General features: G+C 35.9%; 21 protein-coding genes. 6 read left to right on the forward strand and 15 right to left on the reverse strand.

Annotated features, from left to right (window positions below; all coding sequences use genetic code 11):
* Positions 1 to 259 precede the first annotated feature (259 nt).
* The 7 genes from Q0Y70_RS00705 to Q0Y70_RS00735 form a co-directional block, all read right to left on the reverse strand.
* Positions 260 to 3,157, reverse strand: a complete 2,898-nt coding sequence (locus tag Q0Y70_RS00705; protein WP_297815305.1) for an LTA synthase family protein — start codon at positions 3,155 to 3,157, stop codon at positions 260 to 262.
* Between the two features lie 132 nt (positions 3,158 to 3,289).
* Entirely contained in the window at positions 3,290 to 3,913 is a 624-nt protein-coding gene (locus Q0Y70_RS00710; RefSeq protein WP_297815306.1) for a glycerol-3-phosphate acyltransferase, read from the reverse strand.
* Positions 3,913 to 5,013: an LCP family protein gene (locus Q0Y70_RS00715; RefSeq protein ID WP_297815308.1), complete on the reverse strand. Its 1,101-nt coding sequence runs from the start codon at positions 5,011 to 5,013 to the stop codon at positions 3,913 to 3,915. Before Q0Y70_RS00715 ends, Q0Y70_RS00710 begins: the two co-directional genes overlap by 1 nt.
* Before the next feature lie 152 nt (positions 5,014 to 5,165).
* Positions 5,166 to 6,047, reverse strand: coding sequence for an aldose 1-epimerase family protein (locus tag Q0Y70_RS00720; protein ID WP_297815311.1), 882 nt, complete (start codon positions 6,045 to 6,047; stop codon positions 5,166 to 5,168).
* Between the two features lie 262 nt (positions 6,048 to 6,309).
* Positions 6,310 to 7,173, reverse strand: coding sequence for a GRP family sugar transporter (locus tag Q0Y70_RS00725; protein WP_297815314.1), 864 nt, complete (start codon positions 7,171 to 7,173; stop codon positions 6,310 to 6,312).
* A gap of 103 nt (positions 7,174 to 7,276) precedes the next feature.
* Complete coding sequence (locus Q0Y70_RS00730) at positions 7,277 to 8,209, reverse strand: glycosyltransferase family 2 protein (RefSeq protein WP_297815318.1); 933 nt, start codon at positions 8,207 to 8,209, stop codon at positions 7,277 to 7,279.
* 1 nt (position 8,210) lies between these two features.
* The gene (locus Q0Y70_RS00735) at positions 8,211 to 8,636 is read right to left on the reverse strand and encodes a GtrA family protein (RefSeq protein WP_297815321.1); all 426 of its coding nucleotides are present in this window, start codon (positions 8,634 to 8,636) and stop codon (positions 8,211 to 8,213) included.
* Positions 8,637 to 8,812: 176 nt separating this feature from the next.
* Between Q0Y70_RS00735 and rpsN the strand changes: the two genes are divergently transcribed.
* Positions 8,813 to 9,070 (forward strand): 30S ribosomal protein S14, encoded by a 258-nt coding sequence (rpsN, locus tag Q0Y70_RS00740; RefSeq protein WP_297815324.1) that lies wholly within the window; start codon positions 8,813 to 8,815, stop codon positions 9,068 to 9,070.
* Between the two features lie 54 nt (positions 9,071 to 9,124).
* On the opposite strand, the gene Q0Y70_RS00745 is transcribed toward rpsN, so the two are convergent.
* The gene (locus Q0Y70_RS00745; protein ID WP_297815326.1) at positions 9,125 to 9,817 is read right to left on the reverse strand and encodes a 2,3-diphosphoglycerate-dependent phosphoglycerate mutase; all 693 of its coding nucleotides are present in this window, start codon (positions 9,815 to 9,817) and stop codon (positions 9,125 to 9,127) included.
* 168 nt (positions 9,818 to 9,985) lie between these two features.
* On the opposite strand from Q0Y70_RS00745, the gene Q0Y70_RS00750 reads away from it, so the two are divergent.
* The 3 genes from Q0Y70_RS00750 (at position 9,986) to Q0Y70_RS00760 (ending at position 12,134) form a co-directional block, all read left to right on the forward strand.
* Positions 9,986 to 10,411, forward strand: a complete 426-nt coding sequence (locus tag Q0Y70_RS00750; RefSeq protein WP_297815329.1) for a PAS domain-containing protein — start codon at positions 9,986 to 9,988, stop codon at positions 10,409 to 10,411.
* A gap of 80 nt (positions 10,412 to 10,491) precedes the next feature.
* Positions 10,492 to 11,310: a DUF6612 family protein gene (locus Q0Y70_RS00755; RefSeq protein ID WP_297815333.1), complete on the forward strand. Its 819-nt coding sequence runs from the start codon at positions 10,492 to 10,494 to the stop codon at positions 11,308 to 11,310.
* A 14-nt stretch (positions 11,311 to 11,324) separates the two neighbouring features.
* Positions 11,325 to 12,134: a hypothetical protein gene (locus Q0Y70_RS00760; protein WP_297815335.1), complete on the forward strand. Its 810-nt coding sequence runs from the start codon at positions 11,325 to 11,327 to the stop codon at positions 12,132 to 12,134.
* 63 nt (positions 12,135 to 12,197) lie between these two features.
* On the opposite strand, the gene Q0Y70_RS00765 is transcribed toward Q0Y70_RS00760, so the two are convergent.
* The 7 genes from Q0Y70_RS00765 to Q0Y70_RS00795 form a co-directional block, all read right to left on the reverse strand.
* Complete coding sequence (locus tag Q0Y70_RS00765) at positions 12,198 to 14,039, reverse strand: monovalent cation:proton antiporter family protein (RefSeq protein WP_297815339.1); 1,842 nt, start codon at positions 14,037 to 14,039, stop codon at positions 12,198 to 12,200.
* Positions 14,040 to 14,130: 91 nt separating this feature from the next.
* Positions 14,131 to 15,768, reverse strand: coding sequence for a hypothetical protein (locus Q0Y70_RS00770; protein WP_297815341.1), 1,638 nt, complete (start codon positions 15,766 to 15,768; stop codon positions 14,131 to 14,133).
* A gap of 96 nt (positions 15,769 to 15,864) precedes the next feature.
* Positions 15,865 to 16,707, reverse strand: coding sequence for a PfkB family carbohydrate kinase (locus Q0Y70_RS00775; RefSeq protein ID WP_297815343.1), 843 nt, complete (start codon positions 16,705 to 16,707; stop codon positions 15,865 to 15,867).
* A 96-nt stretch (positions 16,708 to 16,803) separates the two neighbouring features.
* Positions 16,804 to 18,150, reverse strand: coding sequence for a GH25 family lysozyme (locus Q0Y70_RS00780; protein WP_297815344.1), 1,347 nt, complete (start codon positions 18,148 to 18,150; stop codon positions 16,804 to 16,806).
* A gap of 55 nt (positions 18,151 to 18,205) precedes the next feature.
* Complete coding sequence (locus Q0Y70_RS00785; RefSeq protein ID WP_297815349.1) at positions 18,206 to 19,978, reverse strand: glycoside hydrolase family 73 protein; 1,773 nt, start codon at positions 19,976 to 19,978, stop codon at positions 18,206 to 18,208.
* A 329-nt stretch (positions 19,979 to 20,307) separates the two neighbouring features.
* Complete coding sequence (locus Q0Y70_RS00790; RefSeq protein ID WP_297815351.1) at positions 20,308 to 20,835, reverse strand: hypothetical protein; 528 nt, start codon at positions 20,833 to 20,835, stop codon at positions 20,308 to 20,310.
* A gap of 74 nt (positions 20,836 to 20,909) precedes the next feature.
* The gene (locus Q0Y70_RS00795) at positions 20,910 to 22,109 is read right to left on the reverse strand and encodes a glycerophosphodiester phosphodiesterase (protein ID WP_297815353.1); all 1,200 of its coding nucleotides are present in this window, start codon (positions 22,107 to 22,109) and stop codon (positions 20,910 to 20,912) included.
* A 150-nt stretch (positions 22,110 to 22,259) separates the two neighbouring features.
* Between Q0Y70_RS00795 and Q0Y70_RS00800 the strand changes: the two genes are divergently transcribed.
* Both Q0Y70_RS00800 and Q0Y70_RS00805 read left to right on the forward strand, forming a co-directional pair.
* Complete coding sequence (locus tag Q0Y70_RS00800; RefSeq protein WP_297815355.1) at positions 22,260 to 23,366, forward strand: tyrosine-type recombinase/integrase; 1,107 nt, start codon at positions 22,260 to 22,262, stop codon at positions 23,364 to 23,366.
* A gap of 181 nt (positions 23,367 to 23,547) precedes the next feature.
* The gene (locus Q0Y70_RS00805; protein ID WP_297815358.1) at positions 23,548 to 25,212 is read left to right on the forward strand and encodes an SLAP domain-containing protein; all 1,665 of its coding nucleotides are present in this window, start codon (positions 23,548 to 23,550) and stop codon (positions 25,210 to 25,212) included.
* The last annotated feature ends 821 nt before the right edge of the window (positions 25,213 to 26,033 follow it).

A 26,033-nucleotide genomic window follows, 5' to 3' on the forward strand; every position in this document is an offset into this window, starting at 1 on the left:
TCCAATAAAAAACGCCCCTTGAGCCTAAACTCAAGGGACGACTAAATATCTTTCTTAGCCGTGGTACCACCCACGTTCGCGCATATTGCGCCTTTAAAAAGTCTTTAAGGAGACCAGTCCATAATTGTACTTCGTTTAAGCCAGCCTGCCTAGCTCTCACCACATGCTAGTTCTCTGAACACTGAGCTGGTTAACTACTTCGTATTAATTTAGATGATAAGCGACAAGGTCCAAGAAGTCAAATGATTTTTTATTAAAACTAGTTATAAAACTTCGATCCCATTAAATGTGCTTTACCTGCACTCATATCGTATTGAACCATTTCGTAGTCATGCAATAATTTTCTTTGACTAGAAGTTAAAGTCTTTTCAGAAACTTTATGACCTTTTTGATCGACTAATTCATACCCATCTTCACCATCGTAATTAATAGTTAAAGCTGGTAATTCTTGATGAACTTTAGTCAACAAAGCTTGATATGGCGTTACTTTAGAATTTGTTTGCTCTAACGTCATACTGATAAAGTCACTCGTATTTACATAACTTGATTTACCAATTTTAGCTTTAGCACCATGGGTGCGGGCGTATTTATTTGAATAAATAAAGTAAGTCGTTGAGTGCAGCTTAATTGGATATTTCTTTAGTTCATCTTGATTAATAATTGTTGGATAATGGTCACCATAAAATACAAAAGTTATCGGCTTGTTAATCTTATCGATCTGCTCAATAAAGCTCTTAACAGCTAAATCAGTATATTGCGCACCTCTAGTATAAGTAGAAAAGTTAGTATCAGTGATCCCTTTAGCTAAAGGTAAGCTTAATTTTATACCGTTAGTAAATTCATTATCACCATACCAGTCATTATAAGGAGTGTGGTTTTGAATTGAAATCAGATTGATAAATTGACCACCTTTACGTGAATCTATCTGTCGTAAGCCATTTTTATACAAAGTATCATCTGACATATACCAGTCACGACCGATTTTCTTTTGATCCGTGATCTTATATTTCGAACCTAAGTAAGCAAACTTATTAAACTTAAACTTCTTATATACTGAAGCTCTAGCATAATAGGTTCCATAAAACGGGTGGATTGCTGACGAATAATTAAAGCTTTGTCCCATATTAGGATATTTTGAAAACTTCGGCAAAACTTGCAAATATGGCATGATTTGCCCCTTAAAGTTAGCCATATTAAATCCCGTCATCGCTTCATATTCCATATTGGCAGTACCACCACCATAGCCAGCACTGAGCATATGACCATAAGTAGTATCTTTTTTGAGTGAGTGCATAAATGGAATTGGGTCTTTAGTGGTTAATTTAACTCCCGGAAAATCAGTTGGATCAACAAATGACTCACTTAAATTAAAGATAATCGTCTGATCAGAAAGCTTGTTTTTTCGAGTCTTATTAATTTGCTTGGCAACCTGACTATATTCTTTTTGAATCTGATCAAGCTTACCAACAGAATAACCAGCTGGCTTTTGCATTGTTTCAACATTTAAGTAGTCTATCAAACTCAAAACTGGACCATTTTTTTGTAGATCTCCTTTAGGATTAGAAAAAGTAATTACATTACCGAATCCTCGAGATAAGTAATATAAAGTTGTATTTTTCTTGTTAAAACCCATCGGAGTCAAGAAGACTAAGATACTTACTCCTAGCCAAATTAATCTTTGCTTGAAGTTTCCTAACTTAATTGGATGTTTTTTCTCTAAAATGATCGTCACAATAATTAAAATAATAATTCCAACTATTGCTGCAAAGACAATCCCCATCCCTACCATTGGTAAAAGGGTCTTCCAGTTAGTAATTTCTTGAATTTCAGAAGGATAAATTGGCTCTCCTCTGAGTAGTAATTTTTCTTTTTCAGCAATCGTCCAGATCAAAGTCAAAACCGTTACAAGGATTATTGAGGTCCAGTAACGAGTAAAGATAAAATTAAAGACCGCAAACAAGGCAAATAAGAAAATCGCCGTTAAAAATGGCACAAAGAAATTCTGCCCAATTAATACAGCAAAGGCATTTTGATTGTCAATTTGACCGCCATCGGCCATAACCAAAATAGATATTGCACTTAAAAGGATTAAGTAAAGCCAAGTCCAAAGACTAATTTTATGACGTGAAAGAAAAGCTTGTATTTTTATCTTTAACTCAGAAAAAGCATCTAATAAAGATGAGAAAGTATCTTTATTGAGGATATTAGCGAATTTTTCAAAAAATGGAATATGTAAAACTATGGCATTAACACATAAAACTAAAATAAAGCTGATAATAATTAATCCAATTATCAAGCCCACCAGCATTAACTTACTAATCCCTAATCGATGACTAGTACTATTATAAAAGAACAAATTTGGACTCAAGCTATATTGTCCAATAATCGCTAGCGGTGTTAAGAAATAAAGGCTATTACTATTAAAACTGCTCCAAACACCTCTAAAAGTCCGTTCAATTAAGGCAGCAATAAAGATATAGAGTGGAGATGAATAGCTTATTAGGAAATTAGGATTAAAAGTAAAATTAGTACCAACAATAGCTTTGCTTTGAATAAAAACTGTTGTCAGTCCAATAGTAATCCCTAGTAAAATAATCGCTAACACGCCAGTCCAAAGCGGCTTAATCCTGTTTAAAAAGGTTTGCTTTTTAATGCCCCAGCCTAAAGCTACTAGTAGTGTTACTGCTTGCCAGTTATTGGGCATAGAATTAAAGACTGCACTAAAAGAAAAAACTAGTAATGATACAATTGCCCATAAACAATTAAATTGCTTATCACTTATCTTTTCTTGTAACTCAACTAATAGCGGGGCAAGAAAACTCGCCAAGATAAAGAAAGAAAACAATGGCGATATAGCAGAGATAAATGGAAAGAGGAACGATCCAAAACCATATAAACTAAAGGTATTCGGCGTCTTAATCCAACTTGCAACTGCAAATAAGAACATGGATAATGCCCCTAAAAGCCAAAAGTTAATAACGATTTTAAAAGTTAGTTTCTTTAAACTGGCTATCTTACCAAATAGATATGCTAGAAAAACCACTAAAAGGTTATTAAAGGCCACACCAGATGCTTGAATATTTATGTCTTTACTTACACTTGCCCTATCTAAAAAGCCAAAAGCTGGCAAAATAAGTCCAAGTCCAATTAGCAACATAAATATACCGGCTATAAGTTTTAAAAAAGATTTCTTGTTAGTATTCACTTATTGCATCCTTTATTTTAAATTAGACACTCTTACATTTTACTCTTAACTAGAAAACTAACAATATTGAAAAAAGGCTTCAATTTATGAAACCTTTTTGCCTAATTTCTTTTTTATTGTAGTTAATACATCTACACGCTTGCCGTGACCAGTGAAAAAGTCAACGATATCTTTTCTGAACTTAAAACACATAACAGCTGTCGCAAGTAAAAATATAAAGCCACATTGCCAGCCGAAGTTAATCCAAACGTAGATGCTGTAGCCAAGCATATATACTAATGGCGGAATGGTCAAATTTTTCATCAAAATAACTAAAATAAGACCGCAAATTAGCGCAATTAAGCCGGCACGCCAGTCAAAAAAGACCATCCACATTGCCGATACCGCCACGCCTTTTCCACCATTAAAATGATTCCACCAAGGAAATGAGTGTCCTAAAATCACACCGAGGCCGCAGGCTGCTTCAGCTTGACGATTTGCTTTAAAGAGCCAATAAACAATTAATAGTGCAATCAAAGTTTTAGCTAAATCTCCAAAGCAGGTGATAATCCCATATTTTTTACCAAAAACTGCGCCAATATTTGCAGTTCCTGGATTTTTAGATCCGTATTTAGTCGGATCTTTATGAAGCAAAACTTTCCCAACAATCATCGCAAACAAGAAGTTGCCGAAAAAATAGCCGATAAGCAATGAATATAATCTAAACATTAGTAGCTGCGATCTCCCTCCCAAAGCTGATCACTATTTGGTTCATAAACATAATAAACTTGGTTTGGATCGCCACTATTCCAATCAAAGTTTGTATTCTTTGAATTTTGATAAGTTTCATTATTACTCAAATCTTCTTTTTCTAAATCCATATCAGAACGTACAATATCAGAACAGCGCTGAAGTTCCTTATCACTCATTACTTGATAAGAAGCATCCCCAATCATCGCACCTGTACCATGTAAATAATCGCTAGTCATATTATTGGTGCACTTACGATAATTTTTAACAATGGCCACCATAGAATTAAAAGTAATATTAGTTCTAATACTGTTAGAAGCCGAATCAAGCACGCTATCAAGGTTTTCAATAGTTTTTACAGATAAAGCATTTTTTAAAACCGACATAATAACTTGTCTTTGGCGAAGCTGGCGCCCGTAATCACCTTGAGGGTCATCATAACGCATTCTTGAATATGCTAGAGCCTGACTACCATTAAGATGAACTTTCTTACCTTTGGTAAAGGAATAGCCGTCATAAGTAAATGTTAATGGGGGCGTAACATCAACGCCGCCGACACCATTTACCAACTTTCTCATGCCACCCATATTCATCACAATATAGTACTTCAAAGGAACATTGAGTAAGCGACTTGTAGTCTTCATCGCCATTTTCGGTCCACCAATATTATAAGCCGCATTTATTTTATGAACACTAAAACTGTCTGTTCCAATCATTTGGGCCATAGTATCACGCGGAATTGACATCAACGAGACCTTCTTTTTCGATGGATTCACAGTTGCGATAATCATCGTATCTGAATTACCGTTTTTTTCTTTCCGACCAAAAGCACCAGTATCAGTTCCCAAAAGTAAAATTGAAAATGGTTGCTTACCATTGAAACTATCCTGAGCAACTGCATTTTGTGGATCATAAGTCTTATCAACCGCATTTTTTGTCTTGACATAAATTGAGCCGATATAAATCCCCACACCTGCGATTAAGATTAAAATGATTAGGCCAATCCAGCGCCAGATATGCTTTTTATGATGTCTTTGCTCATTGAGTTCTACTCGAGATTGTATCGGTTTTTTATCCATAATAAATCCTTTGCTTTCTAGAAAATCAAAATTTATTATAGCAAATCGGATTTGCATTAAAACTCTAATTTAAAATCTTTACTAATTAATAAATAATCTTACTCGCATAAATTAAAAGCACAATACCTAATTAATTGATATTGTGCTTTATCTTATTGCAATGTCAAAGTAGTTGAAAATTCCACCTTTTGTTCAGGCTCTAATAAATGATTGCCTTCTTTTTGACTCCAATCAACTAAAGTATTACTTTCTTGATCTGGTAAGCCATTAAGTGGAGCGATACATAAAAACTTAGCTTCTTGCTTGGCCATCGTCCACAAAGCAACATGATCAAATTCTTCAAGTGAAACTCCAAGCTGATGGTCGGATTTTTCGCTCGTTACATCAACCTGCGTTAAGCCAGGAGTAGCAATTACAATTGGACCTGCTTCAAAGTCAGAATACTTTAATTGAAGGCTGTTTTTATCAGTACCAGAAACAGTATAAATTTCCTTTTCACGTAAAGAATGATCAGTTAATTTATATTTAGTAAGCTCAGGCACTTCAGGCTCAAAAGTTAAGCTATAATCTGAGAATTTAAGATTATCAGTAATAATTGGTATATTAAAAGTTGGTTTAAAACCTAAAGCAAATGGCATCGTCTTTTGAGAATTGTTTTGAACTAAAAAGCGGACGTGAAGATGATTTCCCTCTAGAGCGTAAGTTACCATTAGTGAAAACTCAAAAGGATATATCTTTAAAGTTTCTTCGTTATCAGTTAGAGTCAAACTAACCTGTTCGTCGCCCTTATCTACAACAGTCCAAGAATAATCGCTTGCAAAACCATTGGGCTTCATCGAAAAAGCTTTTCCATCTATGACATACTGGTCATTTACCGATCCACCAACTGCTGGAAAAAGAATTGGTGCATGCTTTTTCCATTCAATTCCATTCCATATAAAGTCGAAATTACCATTTTTATCAATGACATGAGTAACCTGCGCCCCCATTTCATCGATTCCAACCCTTAACTGGTTGTTTTCAATTGTTAACATTAACGATTCTCCTAGACACAATAAACCATTATCTCTCTTTTTGAAAATATCATGGAAATCTTAGTATGTCAACTATAAGCCTATCCATGTAAACAATTTGATCAGATCGAGATAATAAACGCAAAAATTTTTATTATAAATGACTTGACTTTTAATTTTAATTTAATACAATAAAAGATGTTCTAAGAAAAATCATTTTTAATTAGGACAAGTTGATACAAAAAAGGCATCCATTCATGTGGATGTCTTTTTTGTTTCTTAATTAAAATAAAGTAGTCATTACTGCCCCAGCAATAATCAATACCAAACCTAAGAGTGTAAAGACAAGACCTTTTTGCGTCTTTTTTTCATGTAAGAAAATCAAACCACCTAAAGTTGAAATTACTACACAAAGTTGTGAAATAACAAAGGCCATGTTTACGCCGTTAGCTTGAACAGAAAGAATATAAGCAAGTGCAGCGACTGAATATAAGATACCTGCTACACCGCTTTGGAAAGTCGCTTTTTGACCCCAAGCAGCGATGTTGCCAGTAGCTAAAGTATAGATAAAGACTGCTACAACCATCCCTGCGGTTTGACCAAAAAAGATGGATACTCCTGAACCAGTCAGTGCCTTTGGAATAGAACTTGAAGCTACATAACCTAAAGTGGTTAAAACAAGCAAGATGATAGTACTTACTTGGTTTTGCTTGCTTCCTTCAGCAGTTCCTTTATCAGTCATTGATGTTAAAACAACACCAAAAATCAAAACTAAAATTCCTAAAAAGCCCCAAATCTTGGCTTGACTTGAGCCCCATTCACCAAATGCTACCACTCCAACTAAAGGCACACCAATTAATTGTAGCCCCGTTGAAATAGGCATTGTTTCAGAAACACCGATGCGTGCATAAGAAATATATTGTCCTACTTGACCTACTACCCATAACGCTCCACCTAAAGCAGAAATTAAAAATAGTGACCAACTAATTGCTGGATGCAAAATAAGCATCACTAAAGCTCCAAAAACAAATGAAGCAGCAACAGTTCCGACAATTTGATTATAAACTGTACTCTTTTTCACACTTGCAATGACTAGCGGCATCAGACCCCAGCCAAGTGCGGGAATAAATAAATATAAATATTTCATAGTTTGTCTCCCTAACTTTTTGTAACTTTAGTATTTTAACAGGGATCCGGGGCTTTTTGCAATCCTATACTTTTATAAATACAAAAATAAGGACACTAGGTCCTTACTCCTTTTCTTTAATAATATAGATTGGTCGATTCTTAACTTGGATATAAATCCGACCCAAATATTTCCCTAAAATTCCGATACATAAAAGCTGCAGACCACCCAGCAATAAGATTATACATACCAAGGAGGCCCATCCAAAAATACTCGATCCTGGATCTACAAAATATCGAATCAAGACAAATAAAAATCCCATTAGAGAAATGATAAAGGAAGTCGTTCCAATCCAAACCGCGATATTCAGTGGAGCTTGTGAAAAGTCCGCAATTCCATCCATTGCATACTTAAACAACTTCCAAGTATTCCAGTCACTTTCTCCAGCGACACGTTCTACATTGTGGTAATCTAGATACTTAGTTTTAAACCCTACCCAAGAAAATATTCCCTTTGAAAAGCGATTATATTCGGGCATATTCAAAACAGCATCCACCATTTGCCGTGTCATCATGCGATAATCACGTGCTCCAGGAACAATTTCAGTATTCGACACTCTATTTACTATTTTATAGAACATATCTGACAAAAAAGATTTGAACTTGGCTTCACCAGTTCTATCAACGCGCCTAGTTCCAACACAATCATATTGCCCAGTTTTTATTAAATTGTACATCTGAGGTAAAAACTCTGGTGGATCTTGCAAATCTACATCCATTACTACAATATAATTCCCAGTAGCTGCTTGAAGGCCAGCATATAAAGCTGCTTCTTTACCAAAGTTTCTTGAAAATGACACAAAATGGACATGCTCGGGATCTTCTTTGTGTAAGCTCTTCAATTCATCTAGTGTCTTATCATGCGAGCCATCATTTACAAACCAATATTCATAAGAAAGCTCTGGAATAGTTGCCATTACTTTTTGAACTGCTGGATAAAAAAGAGGGATACTTTCTTGTTCATTATAGCAAGGTACAATTATTGATAGCTTATCCATTTTATTCCTTTACCTTCTTTTTATCTTTTCTAAATGTTAAGACCTTGTTGATAACAAATTGAATTAATGTGGCAATGAAAGTTGAAATGACCTTTACTATTATTTTGTCATATCCCAATTTATCAACAAAAATAAATAAACATCCCGTAGTAAACAAAGTTGTTATTTGACCTACTAAATAATATGAAATAAAGCGCAAAAGCAGCTTATCATGGACTTTAAAGTTAGCAAATGAATTCCAAAAAAAGTTGTTGATTAAACCACAACTTGAACTAACAAAGTTAGCCAGTTCAACATTCACATTCAATTTAACTAAAATAGTAAACACACCAAAATCAACTACTAATCCTAACAGTCCAATCAGAATATAACCAACCAGTTGTCTAAAATCTTGTGATAAGAGTAGTTTTTTTCCTTTATCAAGCATACTTTTTCCTAAATTAATAATATGGGATATTTGAACATCAAGTTATATCATTAAAATAAATCTCAGATTTGTCAAGTTTTTTATTTGACAATAGAAATAAACCATAATAAAATATACTTACTTTTAATTAGCACATATTTTAGTACAAAAAATTTTATATAAAAAGGAGTAGATATATGGCTAAAAAATCCAAAATTGTTAAAGCTGCCAAGCAGCGTGAATTAATTAAAAAGTATTACGAATTAAAAGAGCAAGGCAATATTGAAGCATTGGCCAAATTGCCACGTAACGCTCGTCCAGTCCACTTCCACAACCGTGATTTAGAAGATGGACGTCCACATGGCTTTATGCGTAAATTCGGCATGTCACGTTTACGCTTTAAAGAACTTGCTCACAAAGGACAACTTCCTGGCGTTCGCAAAGCAAGTTGGTAATAAAAAATAAAAAAGCCTCCGACAATGTCGGGGGCTTTTTAGTTGGCTTAACAATTACTTATCAAGCTTTTCTTTGTTAACAACGTTCAATTGGTCATCGAATGTGTAAACAACTGGTTCACCAGTCTTCATTTCTAAGTCCATGATGTCATCATCTGAGATGTTTTCAATGTACTTAGTTAAAGCACGAAGTGAGTTACCGTGAGCAGCAATAATAACGTTCTTGCCGTCAAGTAAGTCTGGAGCAATGTGATCTTCCCAGAATGGCATTACACGATCCAAAGTTACGTGTAAGTTTTCTGCCTTAGGAACGATGTGTGGATCCAAGTTTGCGTAACGACGGTCATGTGCTTGGCTGAATTCGTTATCATCATCAATAGCTGGTGGCAAAACATCGTATGAACGACGCCAAATGTGAACTTGTTCGTCGCCGTACTTTTCAGCAGTAGCCTTCTTGTTTAAACCTTGTAATGCACCGTAGTGACGTTCGTTTAATCTCCAGGTCTTAGTTTCTGGAATCCAAAGTTGGTCACTTTCTTCAAGTGCAAAGTGTAAAGTCTTGATGGCACGAGTTAATAATGAAGTGTAAGCTTGGTCAAATTCAAGACCGTGTTCCTTAATTAACTTACCAGCCTTCTTGGCTTCTTCAACACCCTTAGGTGAAAGATCAACGTCAACCCAACCAGTAAATTGGTTTGAAAGGTTCCATTCACTTTGACCGTGACGAATTAAAACTAATTTCGACATGAACTGTATCTCCTTTTAAATTCAATGTTTCAGTAACTATTTTACACGCTTAGTCAAAAAAATCATAGGAAATCAGAAAAAAACTAATAATTCTCTTGCCCAATCTAATGCTAAAATATAATTGTATAGATTTTATAACTTGTTTTATTTTTATAGATAGGTGTTTTTATGGAAAACGAAATTAATTTAGATGGCGGCCATTTAACTATTGAGCAGTTAAATGCAATTTTTCACACTATTCCTCAAGAAATGGATGTATTAGACGAAAATGATGTAGTTGTCTGGTCATCGATGAATAATCACCGCTTATTTAAGCGCACTCCAGCTGATGTTGGCAAAACTGTATATGAGGTCCATCCTGGTCATTCTCAAGGCCGCGTTAAAGCCGTTTTAAAGCAAATGCATGATAACAAACGCAAATCACTTTCAATTATTATTACTAAAGATAAACAACCAGTAAACATTTCTTTTTATAGCCTGCATAATGAGCAAGGAAAATATATTGGCTGCATTGAAGTGACTCAACCTGTAGCTAACTTACAAGTTAAGCATAGCAAGTGGCGCAACATCTTGAACATGATCAAAAAACATTAGTTTTTGGCACCGTCTGGGTGCCTTTTTTGTATGCAAAAAGTGTAGAATATTAAATGTAGATTTTTTGTGAAGGAGTTTTAATGGTGAAAAAAAATAAACTTACCTGGATTATGGCTATCGCTTTAACAAGTATGCTTTTTGTTCTAGCAGGCTGCAGTAAACACAAAGAAAGTGGCGATAACTTACCTTCTGCCAAAAGCTTAATAACTGCTAATTTTGCTAAAAGTATGGCAAATGGTCATTATAGTCAAACAATTAAGTCAACTGAAATGAAGCAAAGTAGCCGCGATAATGGCTACTTTAAAGGCACTAATCCAATCAGTATGACTTATTCATTAACTAGCAAAGGTAAAACTCAGGGTGAACAAATTTGGCTTACTGATAGTGAACTATATTTATTATTAGAACAAAACAAGGGTAAATGGATCAAAAACAAATCAACCGCTGACAACTTTGATCCTGATCAAGTAACCCGTCGCTTTAAACCAAGTACTTACACTTCATTAAATAAGGCTATTGCTAAACATGCGGTCGTTAAACAAAATAGTACTAACTACACAGTAACTTATAGCGGCGCTGACAGTAATGTGTGGAAACAATTAAATAGTCTAATTGTGGATACTTTAAACACTCCGGGTTCTCAAAATATGAATGTTGCCCAAATGGTATCAGCAGCCCAAGTTCAAAATGTACGCGTTATTTACACTATTAATAAGTCTTCGAAGATGATTACCAAAATTGATATGAAGGCTAACTTCAGTGTTGGTGGCCGTTACAATTTTGCTTGGACTACAAAATTTGATGAGTTAAATACCCACAATGATTTAACTGTACCAGCCAATATTCAAAAAAATGCTATTGATGTTCAAAAAATCAAAGCAAGTCAAAAAAGTAATTAGGAGAAAAGATCAAGATGGATAATAAGCCTGAAGCTAAAACAGCTAAGACCGAATCTAAAAACAAAAACATCAAAATTGTCGCAATTATTATTGCTATTTTAGTAGTGATTATCGCTGCAGTTTTCTTATTTTTAAACTTAACTAAGCCTAGTGCCAAAACTGCCTTAACTGAGGCCGCTAAAACTAAAATCACTTCAGCTAGAAGTACAATTGTCGTCACTAATCAAAATGGCAAAAAACGTGAAACTGGCACAATGAACTACGAGTTCAACAAAAACTACATCCACTTATCTAGCAAATTTGACCCTAAATCAGCAGGTCAAGCTCAAGAAATGTGGTCTACTCCGAAACGAGTTTACAACTTAGATAAAGATAATAAGTGGCAATACATGGTCAAAACTAGTTTTGCACAAACCATTTTTACCCAAATGTTTAGTTCTTATAACAAATTATTCACAGCTCATAATTTTGACCGCTTTTCAAATAAGGGATTTGCTGCTTTAAAGGTTAATTTAGATGGTTTTAATGGTTATACGATAACTTATCAAGGTAGTGACAAAAACGTCATAGCAGGCCTGCAAAAAGCATCTACTGTATCCGGCTCTACTCAAGAAGCAGACGTTTCGCAAATTAAAGACGTAAATTTGACTATTAAAATAGACCGTAAAAAACAATTACGTGACATGAATTACGTTGTAACCTATAAAAATAAGCAAGGCACAGTCAGCGTGCACTTGTTTGATATTAACAACGTTAACAACTTAAAAACTCCAGATGCATTAAAGAAAGCAACTCGCGTTAAAGTATCTAATATTGAAGATTAACTTCAACTAAATATGGCACAACAAAAGCCGATCTGATCAATCAACTTTAATCAGATCGGCTTTTTAGTTTTCTTTACTTAATTCATCACGAATATGTTCTGCTTCTTGATTCTTTGAAGTAAAAATCAATTGGTCTCCTACTTCAATTATTGTATTACCATGAGGAGCTAGCCATTTATTGCCACGGCGAATTCTACTTACTGTCATTTGATCAATAAACGGCAAGTTCATCAATTTTTGCCCAGCAAACTTGTGGTTCTTAACTTTAACTTCATACAAGGCATTCTTAGTATCCATCAGCATCTTCATCAAAGATGGAGATTCAATTAAGCCACGTAAGACTGAAGTTTGAACATTGAAGACATTGAAGATTTCCAATCCTTCTTCCACCATCTTAGTTATTTGTTCTGGCGTAGGATGTTCTTGACTAACAATTACCCGACTAACGCCTTGTGATTTTGCTAATTCAGCGAGGTTAAGATTGTCTTCATCATTTCTAAACCCAGCTACTAAAATATCACAATCAAATACATCAGCTTCTTGTAAAGTCGCATCATCTAAGTTAGTCAAATATTCTAACTTAGTAACTTTACTCTTATAAGTATTATAGTTTTCACGACGATGGGTAAACATAGTAACATCGTACCAATTATCATGCAATTCTTGGGCGACTGGAACTGTGAACATGTTTGTGCCGACAATATTTACTTTTTGCTTAATCTTATCTTGCACAGTGAGCTTAAAGATCGCATTAAACAAAATCGGACCTAGTACGCAGACAATTACGGCAGCTAAAATAAAGGCATCTGACTGAATTGCTGTAATTGCTTTTAACTTACGAGCAACTTGCAAGGTTGGCAAAACAATAGTAATTGTTGTCATAATCAAAAAGGTAGCTGCCCAACTATTACGCTTGTTAAAGCTTCTTAAGTAAACCAAAAAGATTGGTAGTTTTGCAACAATCAAGAATAAAACTAAGATTGGAATAAGGATCAAAGCTTTTGGTTGGGTAAACAAGGTCCGTAAATTTAGTCTTACGCCGGTCATAATGAAGAAGATTGGAATAAAGAAGCCGTAACCAATTGAGGTTAACTTATCCATTGTGGCTTCACTTGGCTCAAGCAGCTTCATTACCATCCCCGCCAAAAAGGCACCTAAAATATTTTCAGCACCAACTCTTTCCGCAACTGTTACTAAGGTAAAGATTAGGAAAAATGCTAATCGAATATCAAGCTGGGTAGTTGATTTGGTAACTTTGTTAAACCAAATATAAGGTTGTTTGAAGCGGTGAAGTAGAAAAATAGCTGCTACGAACAATAAAACAATCAGCCACAACCGACCGGCATTTCCACCATTGACAGATGCATATATTGTCAAAAGCATCAAAGGAGCCACTTCACCTAAAACCGCAGTCAGCAAAATCGTCTGTCCAATTGGACGAGACAAGATTTCTTTTTCCTTCAAAGTTGCAATTACCACGCCTAAAGCAACAGTCATAAAGATAATCGTTGCCAGCATAATATCATTGAACATACCGAAAAGTTTTAACAAGAAAGCTAAAACCACAGCACAAATTGTAACTAAAGCAAATGAAACTACTGCAGTTTTGACAGGATTAATTTCATTAGTTGTTGACTTTTTAACAGGACGTAAACTATCATCACGTTTAAAAAGATCGAAATTAATCTCCATCCCTGATAAAAACATTAACAAAGTAACGCCCAGGCTGGAAAGCAGACTCAAAGCATCATTTTCACGGATAATGTTAAAACATGATTGCCCCAAAATGATTCCAGCTATAATTTCGGCAACTGCCGTTGGAATGGTATTTACCTTAAAGCGTGCCATCAGTAGCGGAATTAGTAAGGCCGCTAATGAAACAATAAATATAGAAAGTTGTTGCAATTTTCTTCTCCTTTTTCTAATTAACACAGCTATTGTACTAAAAAAGCGTTAAAAAAATAAGCCCTAGCATTTGCTAGGACATATTTCTCATTTAAAGTCGCCGGCATTTTAAATAAACTAGATAAATTATCACGCATAACCAGCTAAGTGCTACAATAATGAGCATCACTTTCCACCAGCTAGGAGCTTGATAAGCTAAGACAGCTTCATTTAATCCTTTATGCTGTCTAACTACTGGCATTCCAATTTCATTTTTAGAAATATAAGAATACTTTTGATTTACGTTCAGTTTAGAGCGGCGATACATCACTATTGGAAGCTGAGTTTTAGAGTCTTTCTTAGCTTGCCAAGTTAATTTTAAAGTACCATCTTTTTGAACTTGATGATTAAAACTGTTTTTATGGTTAATCAGCTGCAATTGATAAATCTTAGCTTTTTCGCTACCTTCCATCTTTTTGTTTTCAGGTAAATAATCCGGAGCGGGCATATTGATATATTTAAATAATTCACCAAGTTGAGATGAATAAGTAATCTTTTGCACAGGCTTATTCATACTTGAATTAATTCCATAAAACGAATTAACGCGAAGACTATAATTAAAATTAGCTAGTAAGACGACCAAAACAAAGCCGCAAATAGCATATTTGCATTCTACTTTTGCTTTTAATAAATTTTGGATTGTTATTGTGCTTGCAGCCACAATTAAAGAAAATCCAATTATAAAGAATCTGCGCGGTACCTGGAAGGTTTCTTTTAAAACTGGAAATTCTGTTTGAATCCAATTCCACGGAAATAAAGCCGATCCCATTAAAATGAAAACTAGCGCTACTAACGTAATAGTTGTATTTAATTTGGAGCGCTTGAAATTAAATACAACATAAATTAATTGAGCCAACATAAAGACATTAAGAAGAAAAGGCAGCTCAGCAAAATTAATAGTTGAATTGGCCATATTAGTTCCAATTGGATTGCCTAGTGGATCAATAAACTTAAAGTAGCTAATTGCAAGCCAAATATTTGCCGTTAACAGTAAAGTTAAGCCTACTGCCCCAATTAAATTCAAAATCATGGATTTTCGATTTTTAGTTTGAATAAACCCTACAATCGCAAACGGAACCAGCATCAAAGCTCCCATCATCGTCGACATTAAGTGAATCTGTCCTACGACGCTCATAGTTAAAGCCAATTGTAGCCAATTTATTGGCTTATCTTCATTTTGAATCATTCTGACGGCACATAAAATAATATACGGAAAAACTGCATAACTCACTGCTCCAAAAGTTGGACCATTATTCCATGTGGTAATTTTGAAAAGGTAGGTTAATGCTAGCAAAGTATTAATTACTAAATTCGGCTTAATTTTTTGCAAAACATGATACATGCCACTAACTGCAACCATCGAAATGATAAATGTTGTTACAATTTGAAATCTGAACCAAGATCCACAAATTAACAAAATTAAGCCCATCAGATAAGCAAAAAATGGTCCATAAACAGCATTAATAATTCTTCCGGATTGATCAAATCCCCAATTAGTCTGGAAATAATTAAAATAGCCGGTTTTTATTTGCTGGGCAGCATCGTAAATACGGCTAAAGTGAAAATAACCATCGCCTACGATAATCGTAATTTTATTTTGTATTTGATAGCTAAGTAATAATAAAACCCCTATCGCAAATATAATATAGGGCAAGTATAAATTGAATTGTCTTATTTTCTTTATCTTCATTGACTTACTTTCCTATTAGAATTTGTGCTTCTTAAATCTTATCACTAAAAAAGCGTAAAAAAAATAAGCCCCAGCATTTGCTAGGACCTATCTAAATTATTCTGCTTCTTCAAAAGTAATCTTACGAGCGATGATTTGACGCTGCAATTCCGCCGTCTTTTCAAAAGTTGTTAGCCGCTGGCTTTGAACAGTGTCAGTAGCTGCTGCAATACTATCAGCTAAGTTGCGAACCGGAGTATGATTTTGAAGCATCCCGGCTAAAAAGGTGGCAAGTAAAGTTTCACCTGCTCCATCTTCGTTGACCTTATTAATTTCAGGAGCTTGAGCTATATAAGCGTGCATTAAGTTCACAATTGCAGCCCCATCAGCACCTAATGAAAGTAAAACATGATCTGCACCCCGAACAACCATATCGTGTGCTAAATCAACTAATTGTTCAGTAGTTAAATTATCATTTTCTTTTTTAAACCAAGACTTTAATTCAGTTGTATTTGGTTTAACTAGTAAGGGATGCAGTGGCAAAATATCTAAAACATTAACATAAGGTACATCAACTACTAAGTGAGTCATTTTTTCTTGAGCTAATTTTGCTAAGTCTGTCAGATAAACGGGATCAATTCCTGGTGCAAAAGAGCCTGCAACAACTAAAATATCACCCATTTTCAAACTTTTTTTGAGATAATCTAGCAATTCTTGTTGCTTTTGGGCTGAAACTTGAGTTTCAGTACTGCTAAATAAATCTAATTGTGCTGCTTGATCTTGTTTAATAAAATGATGTTCAATCTTTTCCTGATCTAATTCTTGCTTCACTTTTTCGCCATCGCTAGCAACAATTCCTGTAGCAATTGAGGCAACACCGAGCTTTTTTAAAACTAAAGAAATGTTAATGCCTTTGCCAGCCACACTTTCATTAGTATTCAAAGTAACTGTATAAATCAAAGCGGATTCCTCCTAATTTTTTTAACACTTCAATTATAGCTTAAGATACAAAAAAAACGCCACTCTTAATAAGAGCGGCGCAAAATATTATTTTTATTATTCCATGATTAAGTATTTACCATCAAGCCATTGGTTACCACCTAAGTTGTACCAAGTATGACCATTGACAGTAACCTTCTTAAAGACTTTCCAGCGTGAACCATGTGGCAAACGACGACCACTAAAGTGGGCGTTTGAGCCGTAACCGTACCACAAGTTGATACCATAGCCTGGAACGTAGTTTACACGTCCAATTCCAGTGAACTTAGTTTCACCTGAATTAGATGAACTAGTATTAGCACTAATTACTGGAATTGATGAGAATCCAGTTACGTAGCAGTACTTACCTGGAATCCATTGTTGACCACCTAAGTTGTACCACCATTCGCCATTTACTTGAGCCTTACCAGAAACTGCCCAGCGTGAGCCAGTTGGTAAATAACGACCAGTAACATGACCATTTGGACTCTTCCAAAGAGCAATGTTACCAGGATATTTAACAGTAGCTACTTTACTTCCTGAGTTAGAAGTTTGGCCCATTGAGCCTTCGCTTACTGCTGGTTGTGCTGGCTTAGTAGCTGGCTTTGAAGCAGTAGTATTGTTACTTGGCTTAGAAGTATTAGTATTGCCAGCTGGAGCTTGGCTTGAAGAAGTATTGTATGAAAGTGGTAATAAACTAATGTTACCGTCTACATAAAGACCTCTCCAGTTGTCAGTAAATTGCCAAATAGCAATTCCATCCATTGATGGGAAGTAGTTGAAATCAGGTGTATCGATTCTACCAGTAGTAGCATATGAAGCTACCCATAATGAGTTAGGGTAAGATCTAAGTAAAGTAGTAGTATCAATATTATTTCTTAATAAGTATGCACCTGAATAAACCATTGGTTGGTAGCCAGCGCTTTTAATGGTATTCATAAATGCCATAATTGCGTTAGTGTTAGCATCTTTACTTCCAGTTACTACATTTCCGTCACCAGTTTCCCAATCACAGACAATGTATGAACCCTTAGGTAAACCAAATGCTTGAGCTGAGCTAATTGCATAACGTGCTTCAGCTTGAGCAGCAGCAACGTTATTACCAAAAGTAGCAAAGTGATATGACATTGGCATCATATTGTGTTGCTTTGCACTTGCAATTTGACCTGCAGCGTTAGGGTTACGGTAACTTGTACCTTCAGAAACCTTAACGATAGCAAATTGAGCACCAGCTTGTGCATGAGGTCCCAAGTTAGTACTTTGGAAACTTGAAACATCAACCCCGTAAGAACGTGCTGGAGCATAGTTAGATGCTGCTTGAACTACTGATCTTTGTGAGTGAGAAACACTAGTATAAGCGGCAACTCCTGTTAAAGCTGAAACACAAGCCAAAGTACCTAAAATTTTCTTTTTTGCAGAATGCATGAAATCCCCCATTGATATTAATGCTTAAAATAGTTTGCGATGAAACTCTTCTTAATTATCTTACGTAAACATATTTTGCTGGAATCCATTGGTTACCACCAATGTTGTACCATACTTCACCGTTAACAACGGTTGATTTGAAGAATCTCCAGCTGGTACCATTTTGCAAATACTTACCAGTTGCTTTACCATTTGGTGCATTCCAAACAGTAACACCTTGATCATCACGCCATTTGATAGTTAAGGTTCCTTTTTGACGCTTAGTTGATTGAACAGTAGTATTATTAGCTACAACTTGTTGGAAATCGCCAGCAACGCCAGTATTTTCACTTACATAACGGCTATCAATCCATTGATTGATACCGATTTGGTACCATAAGTGACCACCGTAGTAAGCTTCTCCAGTAACTTTCCAAGTGGAAGCATTTGGTAAAAATTCACCAGTAGCTTGTTGTCCTGGTTGTCTCCATACGGCAACAGCGTATGAAGGAGCATAATTGACTCTAACAACTTTTTGAACAGATCTATAAGCTGGTTCAAAGAATCTATTGTGTGAATATGAAAAGCCTCTGACAATACGTGGAGCTTTTTGAGTTACTTGAGTATTGTTTTCAATAGCCTTAGTTGATGAAACTTTATTGGCTTTTGGAGCTTGAACAGTTTGCTTAACTACCGCAGTTTTTACTTCTTGTTTTGCGACTGCTTGAGTAGCCTTGACTGGAGCTGATGTAACAGTTTCAGCCTTTTTAACTGTAGGAGCTTGAGCAACTACTTGTTTAGTTTCAACCTTTTTGACTTCTTGTTTAACTGCAGGTTTAACAGCTGCGGTCTTAACCACTACTTTTTGCTTAGCTTGAGCAGCAGTTACCTTAATTACAGGTTTAGCAGCAGGCTTTACAGCAGTTGCTTGTGTCTTAATAGCGTTAGTAGAAACTGGCTTTGCAGTTGACTTCAATACTAAAGTATTGGTAGTTGCCGGTTTTTGAGTAGGTTGGGTATTTTGAACTACTTGCTTAACTGGTTGACTAGTGCCAAAAGCAACTGCATTTACCCAGCCATTAGAATTAGTTAAGTATGCGTACTTAACGCCGTTATTATAAGTAATATATTTACCAACATTAACGCTTTGGCCTTGTTGAGCAGTACCTACACGAGTACCTACACTAACATCAACTGGTGCACTAGTAATGGCAGTAGTTTGTGCAATAGTTCTAGTTTCGTTAACTACTTGAGTAGTTGGGTCATAGCGATCCAAGCCATAAGTCTTAATCACATTGTTAAGGCTTGCTGCATAGTTAGGTGCAGTTGCGTATTTACCTTGTAAACCATTTTGAGTAGCTTGAGCATAGTTACTTGAGTTTTCTACCCAAGTACCCTTGTAGAAAGTGCCCATTTGGTTTCTTAATAAAGCACCATTATCTTCAAATGATTGTTGGTATGAAGGATACTTTCTAAAGTTGGCATTAGTTTGGTAGTATTGACCATTAGAAGTATATTCACCTGTAGACATGTTTACAGATTGACCATTGTAAGAACCTTTAATACCAAACAAGTTATTATTTGGTGATTGTGCTAAGCCTGAATTACCATAGCCAGATTCAACAGCAGCTTGAGCGATCATAACAGAAGTATAAGTTCCGTATTTAGAAGATGCTGCAGTAGCTGCAGGGATAGCTTTATTTAAAAACTGTTGGTTAGATTGTACGGTAGCTGCCTGAACAACCCCTTCTGAAGGGTTATTAACCTTCTTAAGGTTGTTGGTAACCGATATTCCAGTAGCCGTTAAAGCTGCCGCGGTAGCAATACCGGTGATTGTTCTCTTGTTCATCTTTCTATTCCTCCTAGGATATATACATTGTTTATTGTAGTTTGTCCGGTTTACATATACAACCGAACACAGGTTTTGCAATAAAAAAGTAACATAACGGATACTTTTTGTAACAAAACGATGCCTAGAGACTGAAGGCTTGCGGAAATCTCCAATTAATAAACAGTGTAATAAAAACATAAAATATTTTTTATATAGATATAAGATTTATCTATTTTTGTAGCTTTATCCATCTGAAATTATATATTTTCTTTACCTTTTACGTATAGAAAAAAGCTTGTGAAATAAGCAAAAAGAGCCGCATATGCGACTCTTCTTATAAATATTCATTATTTTAATGATTTAGTGTAACCTGCAGCTTTTGCTTCAGCTTCTGAGTGGAAGTAAACACGGTTAGCTGGACTAATGTGGTAGTTTTCTTGACCTGCTAAGTGGTACTTCTTAGTTCTTCTGTTACCAACTAAAACTTGGTTAGTGCCACCACGTTTAGTAGTTGTAGCTGCCTTTTTAGCTGGGACTACTGCTTTTTTGGCAACTGGAGCAGAACCAGTAGCAATATTACTGTATTGTGCTGGAATCCATTGGCGTTGGCTGCCGATACGATACATTACACGACCGTTAATAGTGGCCTTAGCAAACACCTTCCAGTGGCTGTTCTTTGAAACGTATTGCATTTGGTATTTACCGTTGTTGTCAAGTAAGTTAACCTTACCGCGACCATTATACTTAACAGTCAAAATACCGTGTACAGGGGTTTCGTTAGTTGCAGCTTGAGCTTCATTAGAAGCTACATTTGCACCAACAAACATAGCAAAAGCAGTAGCTAAGACTGCTAACATCTTAGTAAACTTCTTCATTACATATTCCTCCGATAAAAATCTTAATCTAGATATCATTTTATCTCTATCGATCAAGATTGAAAAGAGGAATTTTAACGAATAACTGTTACGTAGTGGCCATCAACCCATTGATTAGCACCCAAGTTATAGAAAGTATGACCATTACTTTGAGCAGTAGCATAGTATTTCCAACTAGTACCATGCTTTAAGCGACGACCTGAAAAATGGGTTCCGTTTGGATTATTCCACATATTAACACTGTAGCCAGGGCGATACTTGATTTTGAGGACGCCTTTTCTTTGAACGGGAGCTTGTCCAGCTTTATTTGCACTAGCATAAAAAGCGACATATTGACCATCAATCCAGTGGTTATTACCTAGATTGTACCAGGTCTTGCCATTTTGAATTGCTACTTGACTAACTGCATGTTCAGTTCCGTCTTTGACACGTTGACCGCTAAACTTAGCGCTCTTGCCATAGCCATTCCAAACATTAACTGCACCATTTTTTCTGTACTTAATGATAATCTTACCTTGAATGTCTTGAGCAGGATATGAAGTTACGCCTAAAACTTGAGAAAGTCTACCTGGGAAGTTAGTAATAATCCCTTCGATGTTGCCTTGTTCAACTAGCTTTCTCATAGCTTCTTCGCTATCGGCGCCCCATACTAAGTACTTCTTGCCGTGAGCTTTTAAGTATTCAGAAATTGTTGGGTTGTAATAATAGCTTGCGAAATATTGATTATTGCCGATATCACGATAATTGCGGCCTAATAAAGTACGAGGAATATTAGGAGCAATTTGAGATAACACTTTTAGTGAAGGTTCTGAAAATGATTCAAATAAAACCCTGTTTTGTAAGCCATAACTATTGATCAAGTTAACTAATTGTTGCTCCATTCCTGTAGGAGAAGTTTCATTCTTAGTTTCGATCATAAATTTAACGTTAGGATTATTCTTGTATCTGTCAAAAACTTCCTTAAGTGTATGGATCGGTTCTCCAGCATGATTATGATACTTTACCAAATCGGCGTATTTGCTTTCCGTAATATTTATATTAGCACCGAAAATCTTACTCATATTATTGTCGTGACTTACTACAAGTACTCCATCGGCAGTTCTATGAATGTCCATTTCAATATAATCGGCTCTTTGTGCAATAGCTCGATCATAAGCTTGAAAACTGTGTTCTGAATATTGTCCTGCTTCGTTATCTCCACGATGAGCAATGTTAGTAAATCCAAACAAAAATGGCAGTGTAGCTGCACCTAACAAAATTTTTGGAAATTTCATTTTTTCCTCCAAATAAAATTTTTTCAAAAAACATTGTACCCGCTTTTGCCCATTTTGACCATAGTATTTTTACCATTTAATTGAGGTCAGTGCGAGGTCGCTTTGATAAGATATTTCTTTTAATTATTACAAGAAAAGAAAGGAAATATCATGGGAGTATATTTAGATAAAAATGGTAGCTATTATGTTAACAAATCATGGACAGATAGTGGAGGTAAGCGACATTTCAAAACAAAACGTGGATTTAAAACAAAGAAAGACGGTCAAATCTACGAGGCAAAATTTTTACTGCAAATATCTGACCGGGTATACAAGTCTGCTAATCCCCTATTCAGTTCCTATTTTCATGAATGGGTCAAAACTTATAAAGGAGAACTTGGCAAAAAGACAAATGCAGTTAGACCCAACACCTTAAGAGAGTATCTCTTAGATGAAAAAAGAATAGCTGTTGGCCTCGACCAGCTAAAAATAAAGGACATCACGCGTTTTCACTACCAAAATTTCATCAATGAATTCGGTCAATCGCATGCTCAAATTACGGTTAAAAAGCTGAACAATCATATTCGTGCTTGCGTACGCTACGCCATAGAAGATGGGCTCATTCAGCATGATTTTACTAAGGGTGTTCACCTTTCGTTCAATTGTCAAAAAAGTCGACAAGTAACTTACTTAGAAGACTATCAACTAAAGCGACTTTTGCATCACCTCCTTAAAATTCGAAAGCATAATTTTTCCGGGATTTATATGATCATTACGATTATGTATACGGGGCTACGCGAAAGCGAAGCAGCGGGTCTGACTTGGGATTGTGTGAATTTTGATAATTTAACCTTAAATATCAACAAGGCCTGGGACTACAAACAAAAAGAATACTCACCAACTAAAAACAAATCTTCAAAAAGAATTATCGGCATTTCGCCCAAGTTAGCATCCCTTTTAAAAGAGCTAAAAAGCAATCACGCAACTAAAGTGTTCTGGTCCAAAAGCCACCAAACCATTCCCCAATCGCGCAGTCTAATTGATACTTTAAGGCGAGCTTTAAAAGAGCTAAACATTGATGCACCAGGTGTCCACATTCACTCGCTTCGCCATTCGCAAGTCGCCATCTTACTTAATGCCGACATCAACATTTACGACATTGCACAGCGTTTGGGACACGAAGATATCAAAACAACTCAAAAAATCTACGCCTACGAATTTAAAAAGCATCAAGCCAAGGTTAATCAAAAAATTAGCCAAGCACTTGATGCTATCTAAAAATGAGGTCATTTTGAGGTCAAGACAAATTAATATTTCTTACTTTTCTTTTTGTAATACCAATTCTTCAGTAGTTTTATAGACCTCTGATCTTTGATGAAGGGATTTTGTACAATTATGGGCGATTTCACGATGAGCCTTTTGCCTATTACATTTGTTTTATCAAGGAGGAAAAGACCACATGAAGAAAAATGTTAAATTTTTAGGTGCTGCTGCTGCCGCATTATTAGCAGTTGCTCCTGTTGTTGCATCAACTGGCGTTGCAAACGCTGCTGATTTAATCGTTAACGCTGGTGGTGGCCAAGTTGCTACCAAGCCTGTAACTAACAACCCAGATGGTTCACAACAAAACCCATTTAAGTTGGATCTTTCAAGAAATACTGTAAGTGTTTCAACTAATGAAGCTGTCTCAACTTACGCAAACTCAAGTCAATTAAACCTTAAGTTAACTACTGGTTCAGTTGTTGCTACTAGTGCTGTAACTGTTTCTAACCAAGCTAACGGTGGTACTGTTCCATCAGCATTTGAAGCAGGTAAGACTTACTACCAACAAGCTACTGTAACTGTTGGTGGCTTACAAGCAGGTAAGTGGTACAACATTAACGGCTCAAAAGTTGTTCAAGCAAGTCCAGAAGGTACTATTGCTAACATCTTTGTAGCTGCTCCACTTCACGCTTACAATGCTGAATTAGAAGGTCAACCATACTTTGTTGACAAGACTATTACTAACCAAGCTGACAAAGAAGTAGTTAACCTTAACAACGGTGCTTTTGCTTGGAACCCAGTATCATTCAACCAAGGTGCAAGCGTAGCTTCTATTGAAACTGCTGCTAAGAACGCTGTTCAAGCAATGGTTAACGAAAACGGTGTTAACAAGTCATTAGTTAACTACGAAACTGTTAACGACATTAATGGTCAATTAGCTAACCAAGGTATTACTGTAGTTAACGGTAACCTTCCAGCAAGTGCAGCAAGCTTTTACATCACTGTTTCTGTAACTAACCCAATGAACAACAAGACTGCTACTGCTAGAGTTCAATTTAACAGAAACATCTCACAAAATGTTTACCCAGCAATTTACCAAGATGGTACTTTTGTAAAACAAGGTTCTGATGGTAACGGTGTTGGTACTCAAACCTTTGCACAAAGCTCAGATGCTGCTAAAGCCTTTGCTAAGGACCCAATTGCATACCTTAAATTAAGTGCTAGAACTATCAAGGACGCAAACTCTGGTCACATTGATATCAAGGTTCTTTCAAACGCTGTTGATCCAAACAAGTCTGGTATTTACCCAGTAACTTTAAGTGCAACTAACCCTAACGGCTACACTACTAAGGTTACTTTCAACGTAGTTGTAACCCCAACTGGTGCTCGTACTGCTACTGTTAAGTACAAGGCTGGTTACGGTGTAAACATCTGGAGAGTATTGAGCAATACTTCTGTTGCATTCTCTGGTCACCGTATTATGGATGGTACTGGTGTAACTATTTATGGTCAAAAGAACATTAATGGTGTTAAGTACTACCAAATCAACGATCCAAAGGGTAACGAATGGATCCAAGCTCAATACGTAGATGGTGAACAAGAAGTTACTCCATCTAAGCCAGCTACTAAGCCAGCAGAATCTTCTAAGGAAGAAGCAATGAGCGGCGTAATCGTTGTTAAATACAACGGCCGTGGTAAGGTTGCTTTAGTAAACCAAGATGGTCACTACGGTACTGGTAACTACGTATCAAAGAACGCAGCTTACAAGGTATTTGCTAAGAAGACTATCAACGGTAAGACTTACTACCGTCTTGGTACTCAAAACCAATGGATCCCAGCTCAATACGCACAATTCCGTTAATATTGAGATTTGATTCAAAATAAAAAGCCGACCTCTTCGGAGGCGGCTTTTTTTATGCAAACTATCAACATCTGGAGGAAGATTAATGAAAAAACACAGAATCCATTATTTGGATCTGCTACGTGTATGGGCAACGTTTGCCGTTATTCTGATCCATGCTTCTAGTCAAGAACCCTTCTATGCCAAAAATATCCATACATTATCTTGGATGGGGGTTAACTTTTGGGATGCAATTAGTAGGTGGAGCGTCCCGATCTTTGTAATGATCTCAGGAGTATTGTTCTTAGATCCCAAGAGGAAGATCACTGTTAAGCATCTATTTACTAAAAACATTTGGCGCATAGTAACTGCATTTATTTTCTGGGATATCTTCTACGCTATTTATTGCTACTTTTTTGAAGGTTATAGCAAGATGGCAACGCTGGGAGTCCTAGTCAAAGGCTACACACATCTTTGGTTTTTGCCGATGATTATTGGACTTTACCTTATTGTGCCATTTTTAAGAAAAATTACTGCTAATATTGGCTTAACTAGATATTTCTTAGTGTTAGCAGCCTTTTTTTCAGTATTTTTGACAACATTTTTTGGCTTCTACGGTGATGTATCAGCCCATTACCATATGCCAGTAATTATTCAAACTATTATGAATAGCTTGTATCGCTTGAATATTAATACTCACTTCAACTTTACACTTAGTTTTCCAACGTACTTTGTCGCTGGATATTACTTGAGTCAATTAAAGTTAAATCTGTCTCTTATACACATCTGACGCTGCCGACGAAGGCTTAGGTGTAGATCTCGGTGGTCGCCGTATCATTAAA

The sequence above is a fragment of the uncultured Lactobacillus sp. genome, assembly GCF_947367085.1.
Taxonomy (GTDB): Bacteria; Bacillota; Bacilli; order Lactobacillales; family Lactobacillaceae; genus Lactobacillus.

What these genes read in the sequence shown, in the direction of transcription:
- Q0Y70_RS00760 (WP_297815335.1), top strand. Translation starts at nt 11,325, where the DNA reads ATGGATAATAAGCCTGAAGCTAAAACAGCTAAGACCGAATCTAAAAAC.
- Q0Y70_RS00755 (WP_297815333.1), top strand. Translation starts at nt 10,492, where the DNA reads ATGGTGAAAAAAAATAAACTTACCTGGATTATGGCTATCGCTTTAACA.
- Q0Y70_RS00790 (WP_297815351.1), bottom strand. Translation starts at nt 20,835, where the DNA reads ATGAAGAAGTTTACTAAGATGTTAGCAGTCTTAGCTACTGCTTTTGCT.
- Q0Y70_RS00710 (WP_297815306.1), bottom strand. Translation starts at nt 3,913, where the DNA reads ATGTTTAGATTATATTCATTGCTTATCGGCTATTTTTTCGGCAACTTC.
- Q0Y70_RS00750 (WP_297815329.1), top strand. Translation starts at nt 9,986, where the DNA reads ATGGAAAACGAAATTAATTTAGATGGCGGCCATTTAACTATTGAGCAG.
- Q0Y70_RS00795 (WP_297815353.1), bottom strand. Translation starts at nt 22,109, where the DNA reads ATGAAATTTCCAAAAATTTTGTTAGGTGCAGCTACACTGCCATTTTTG.
- Q0Y70_RS00770 (WP_297815341.1), bottom strand. Translation starts at nt 15,768, where the DNA reads ATGAAGATAAAGAAAATAAGACAATTCAATTTATACTTGCCCTATATT.
- Q0Y70_RS00705 (WP_297815305.1), bottom strand. Translation starts at nt 3,157, where the DNA reads ATGTTGCTAATTGGACTTGGACTTATTTTGCCAGCTTTTGGCTTTTTA.
- Q0Y70_RS00730 (WP_297815318.1), bottom strand. Translation starts at nt 8,209, where the DNA reads ATGGATAAGCTATCAATAATTGTACCTTGCTATAATGAACAAGAAAGT.
- Q0Y70_RS00800 (WP_297815355.1), top strand. Translation starts at nt 22,260, where the DNA reads ATGGGAGTATATTTAGATAAAAATGGTAGCTATTATGTTAACAAATCA.
- rpsN (WP_297815324.1), top strand. Translation starts at nt 8,813, where the DNA reads ATGGCTAAAAAATCCAAAATTGTTAAAGCTGCCAAGCAGCGTGAATTA.
- Q0Y70_RS00805 (WP_297815358.1), top strand. Translation starts at nt 23,548, where the DNA reads ATGAAGAAAAATGTTAAATTTTTAGGTGCTGCTGCTGCCGCATTATTA.
- Q0Y70_RS00715 (WP_297815308.1), bottom strand. Translation starts at nt 5,013, where the DNA reads ATGGATAAAAAACCGATACAATCTCGAGTAGAACTCAATGAGCAAAGA.
- Q0Y70_RS00735 (WP_297815321.1), bottom strand. Translation starts at nt 8,636, where the DNA reads ATGCTTGATAAAGGAAAAAAACTACTCTTATCACAAGATTTTAGACAA.
- Q0Y70_RS00720 (WP_297815311.1), bottom strand. Translation starts at nt 6,047, where the DNA reads ATGTTAACAATTGAAAACAACCAGTTAAGGGTTGGAATCGATGAAATG.
- Q0Y70_RS00725 (WP_297815314.1), bottom strand. Translation starts at nt 7,173, where the DNA reads ATGAAATATTTATATTTATTTATTCCCGCACTTGGCTGGGGTCTGATG.
- Q0Y70_RS00745 (WP_297815326.1), bottom strand. Translation starts at nt 9,817, where the DNA reads ATGTCGAAATTAGTTTTAATTCGTCACGGTCAAAGTGAATGGAACCTT.
- Q0Y70_RS00780 (WP_297815344.1), bottom strand. Translation starts at nt 18,150, where the DNA reads ATGCATTCTGCAAAAAAGAAAATTTTAGGTACTTTGGCTTGTGTTTCA.
- Q0Y70_RS00785 (WP_297815349.1), bottom strand. Translation starts at nt 19,978, where the DNA reads ATGAACAAGAGAACAATCACCGGTATTGCTACCGCGGCAGCTTTAACG.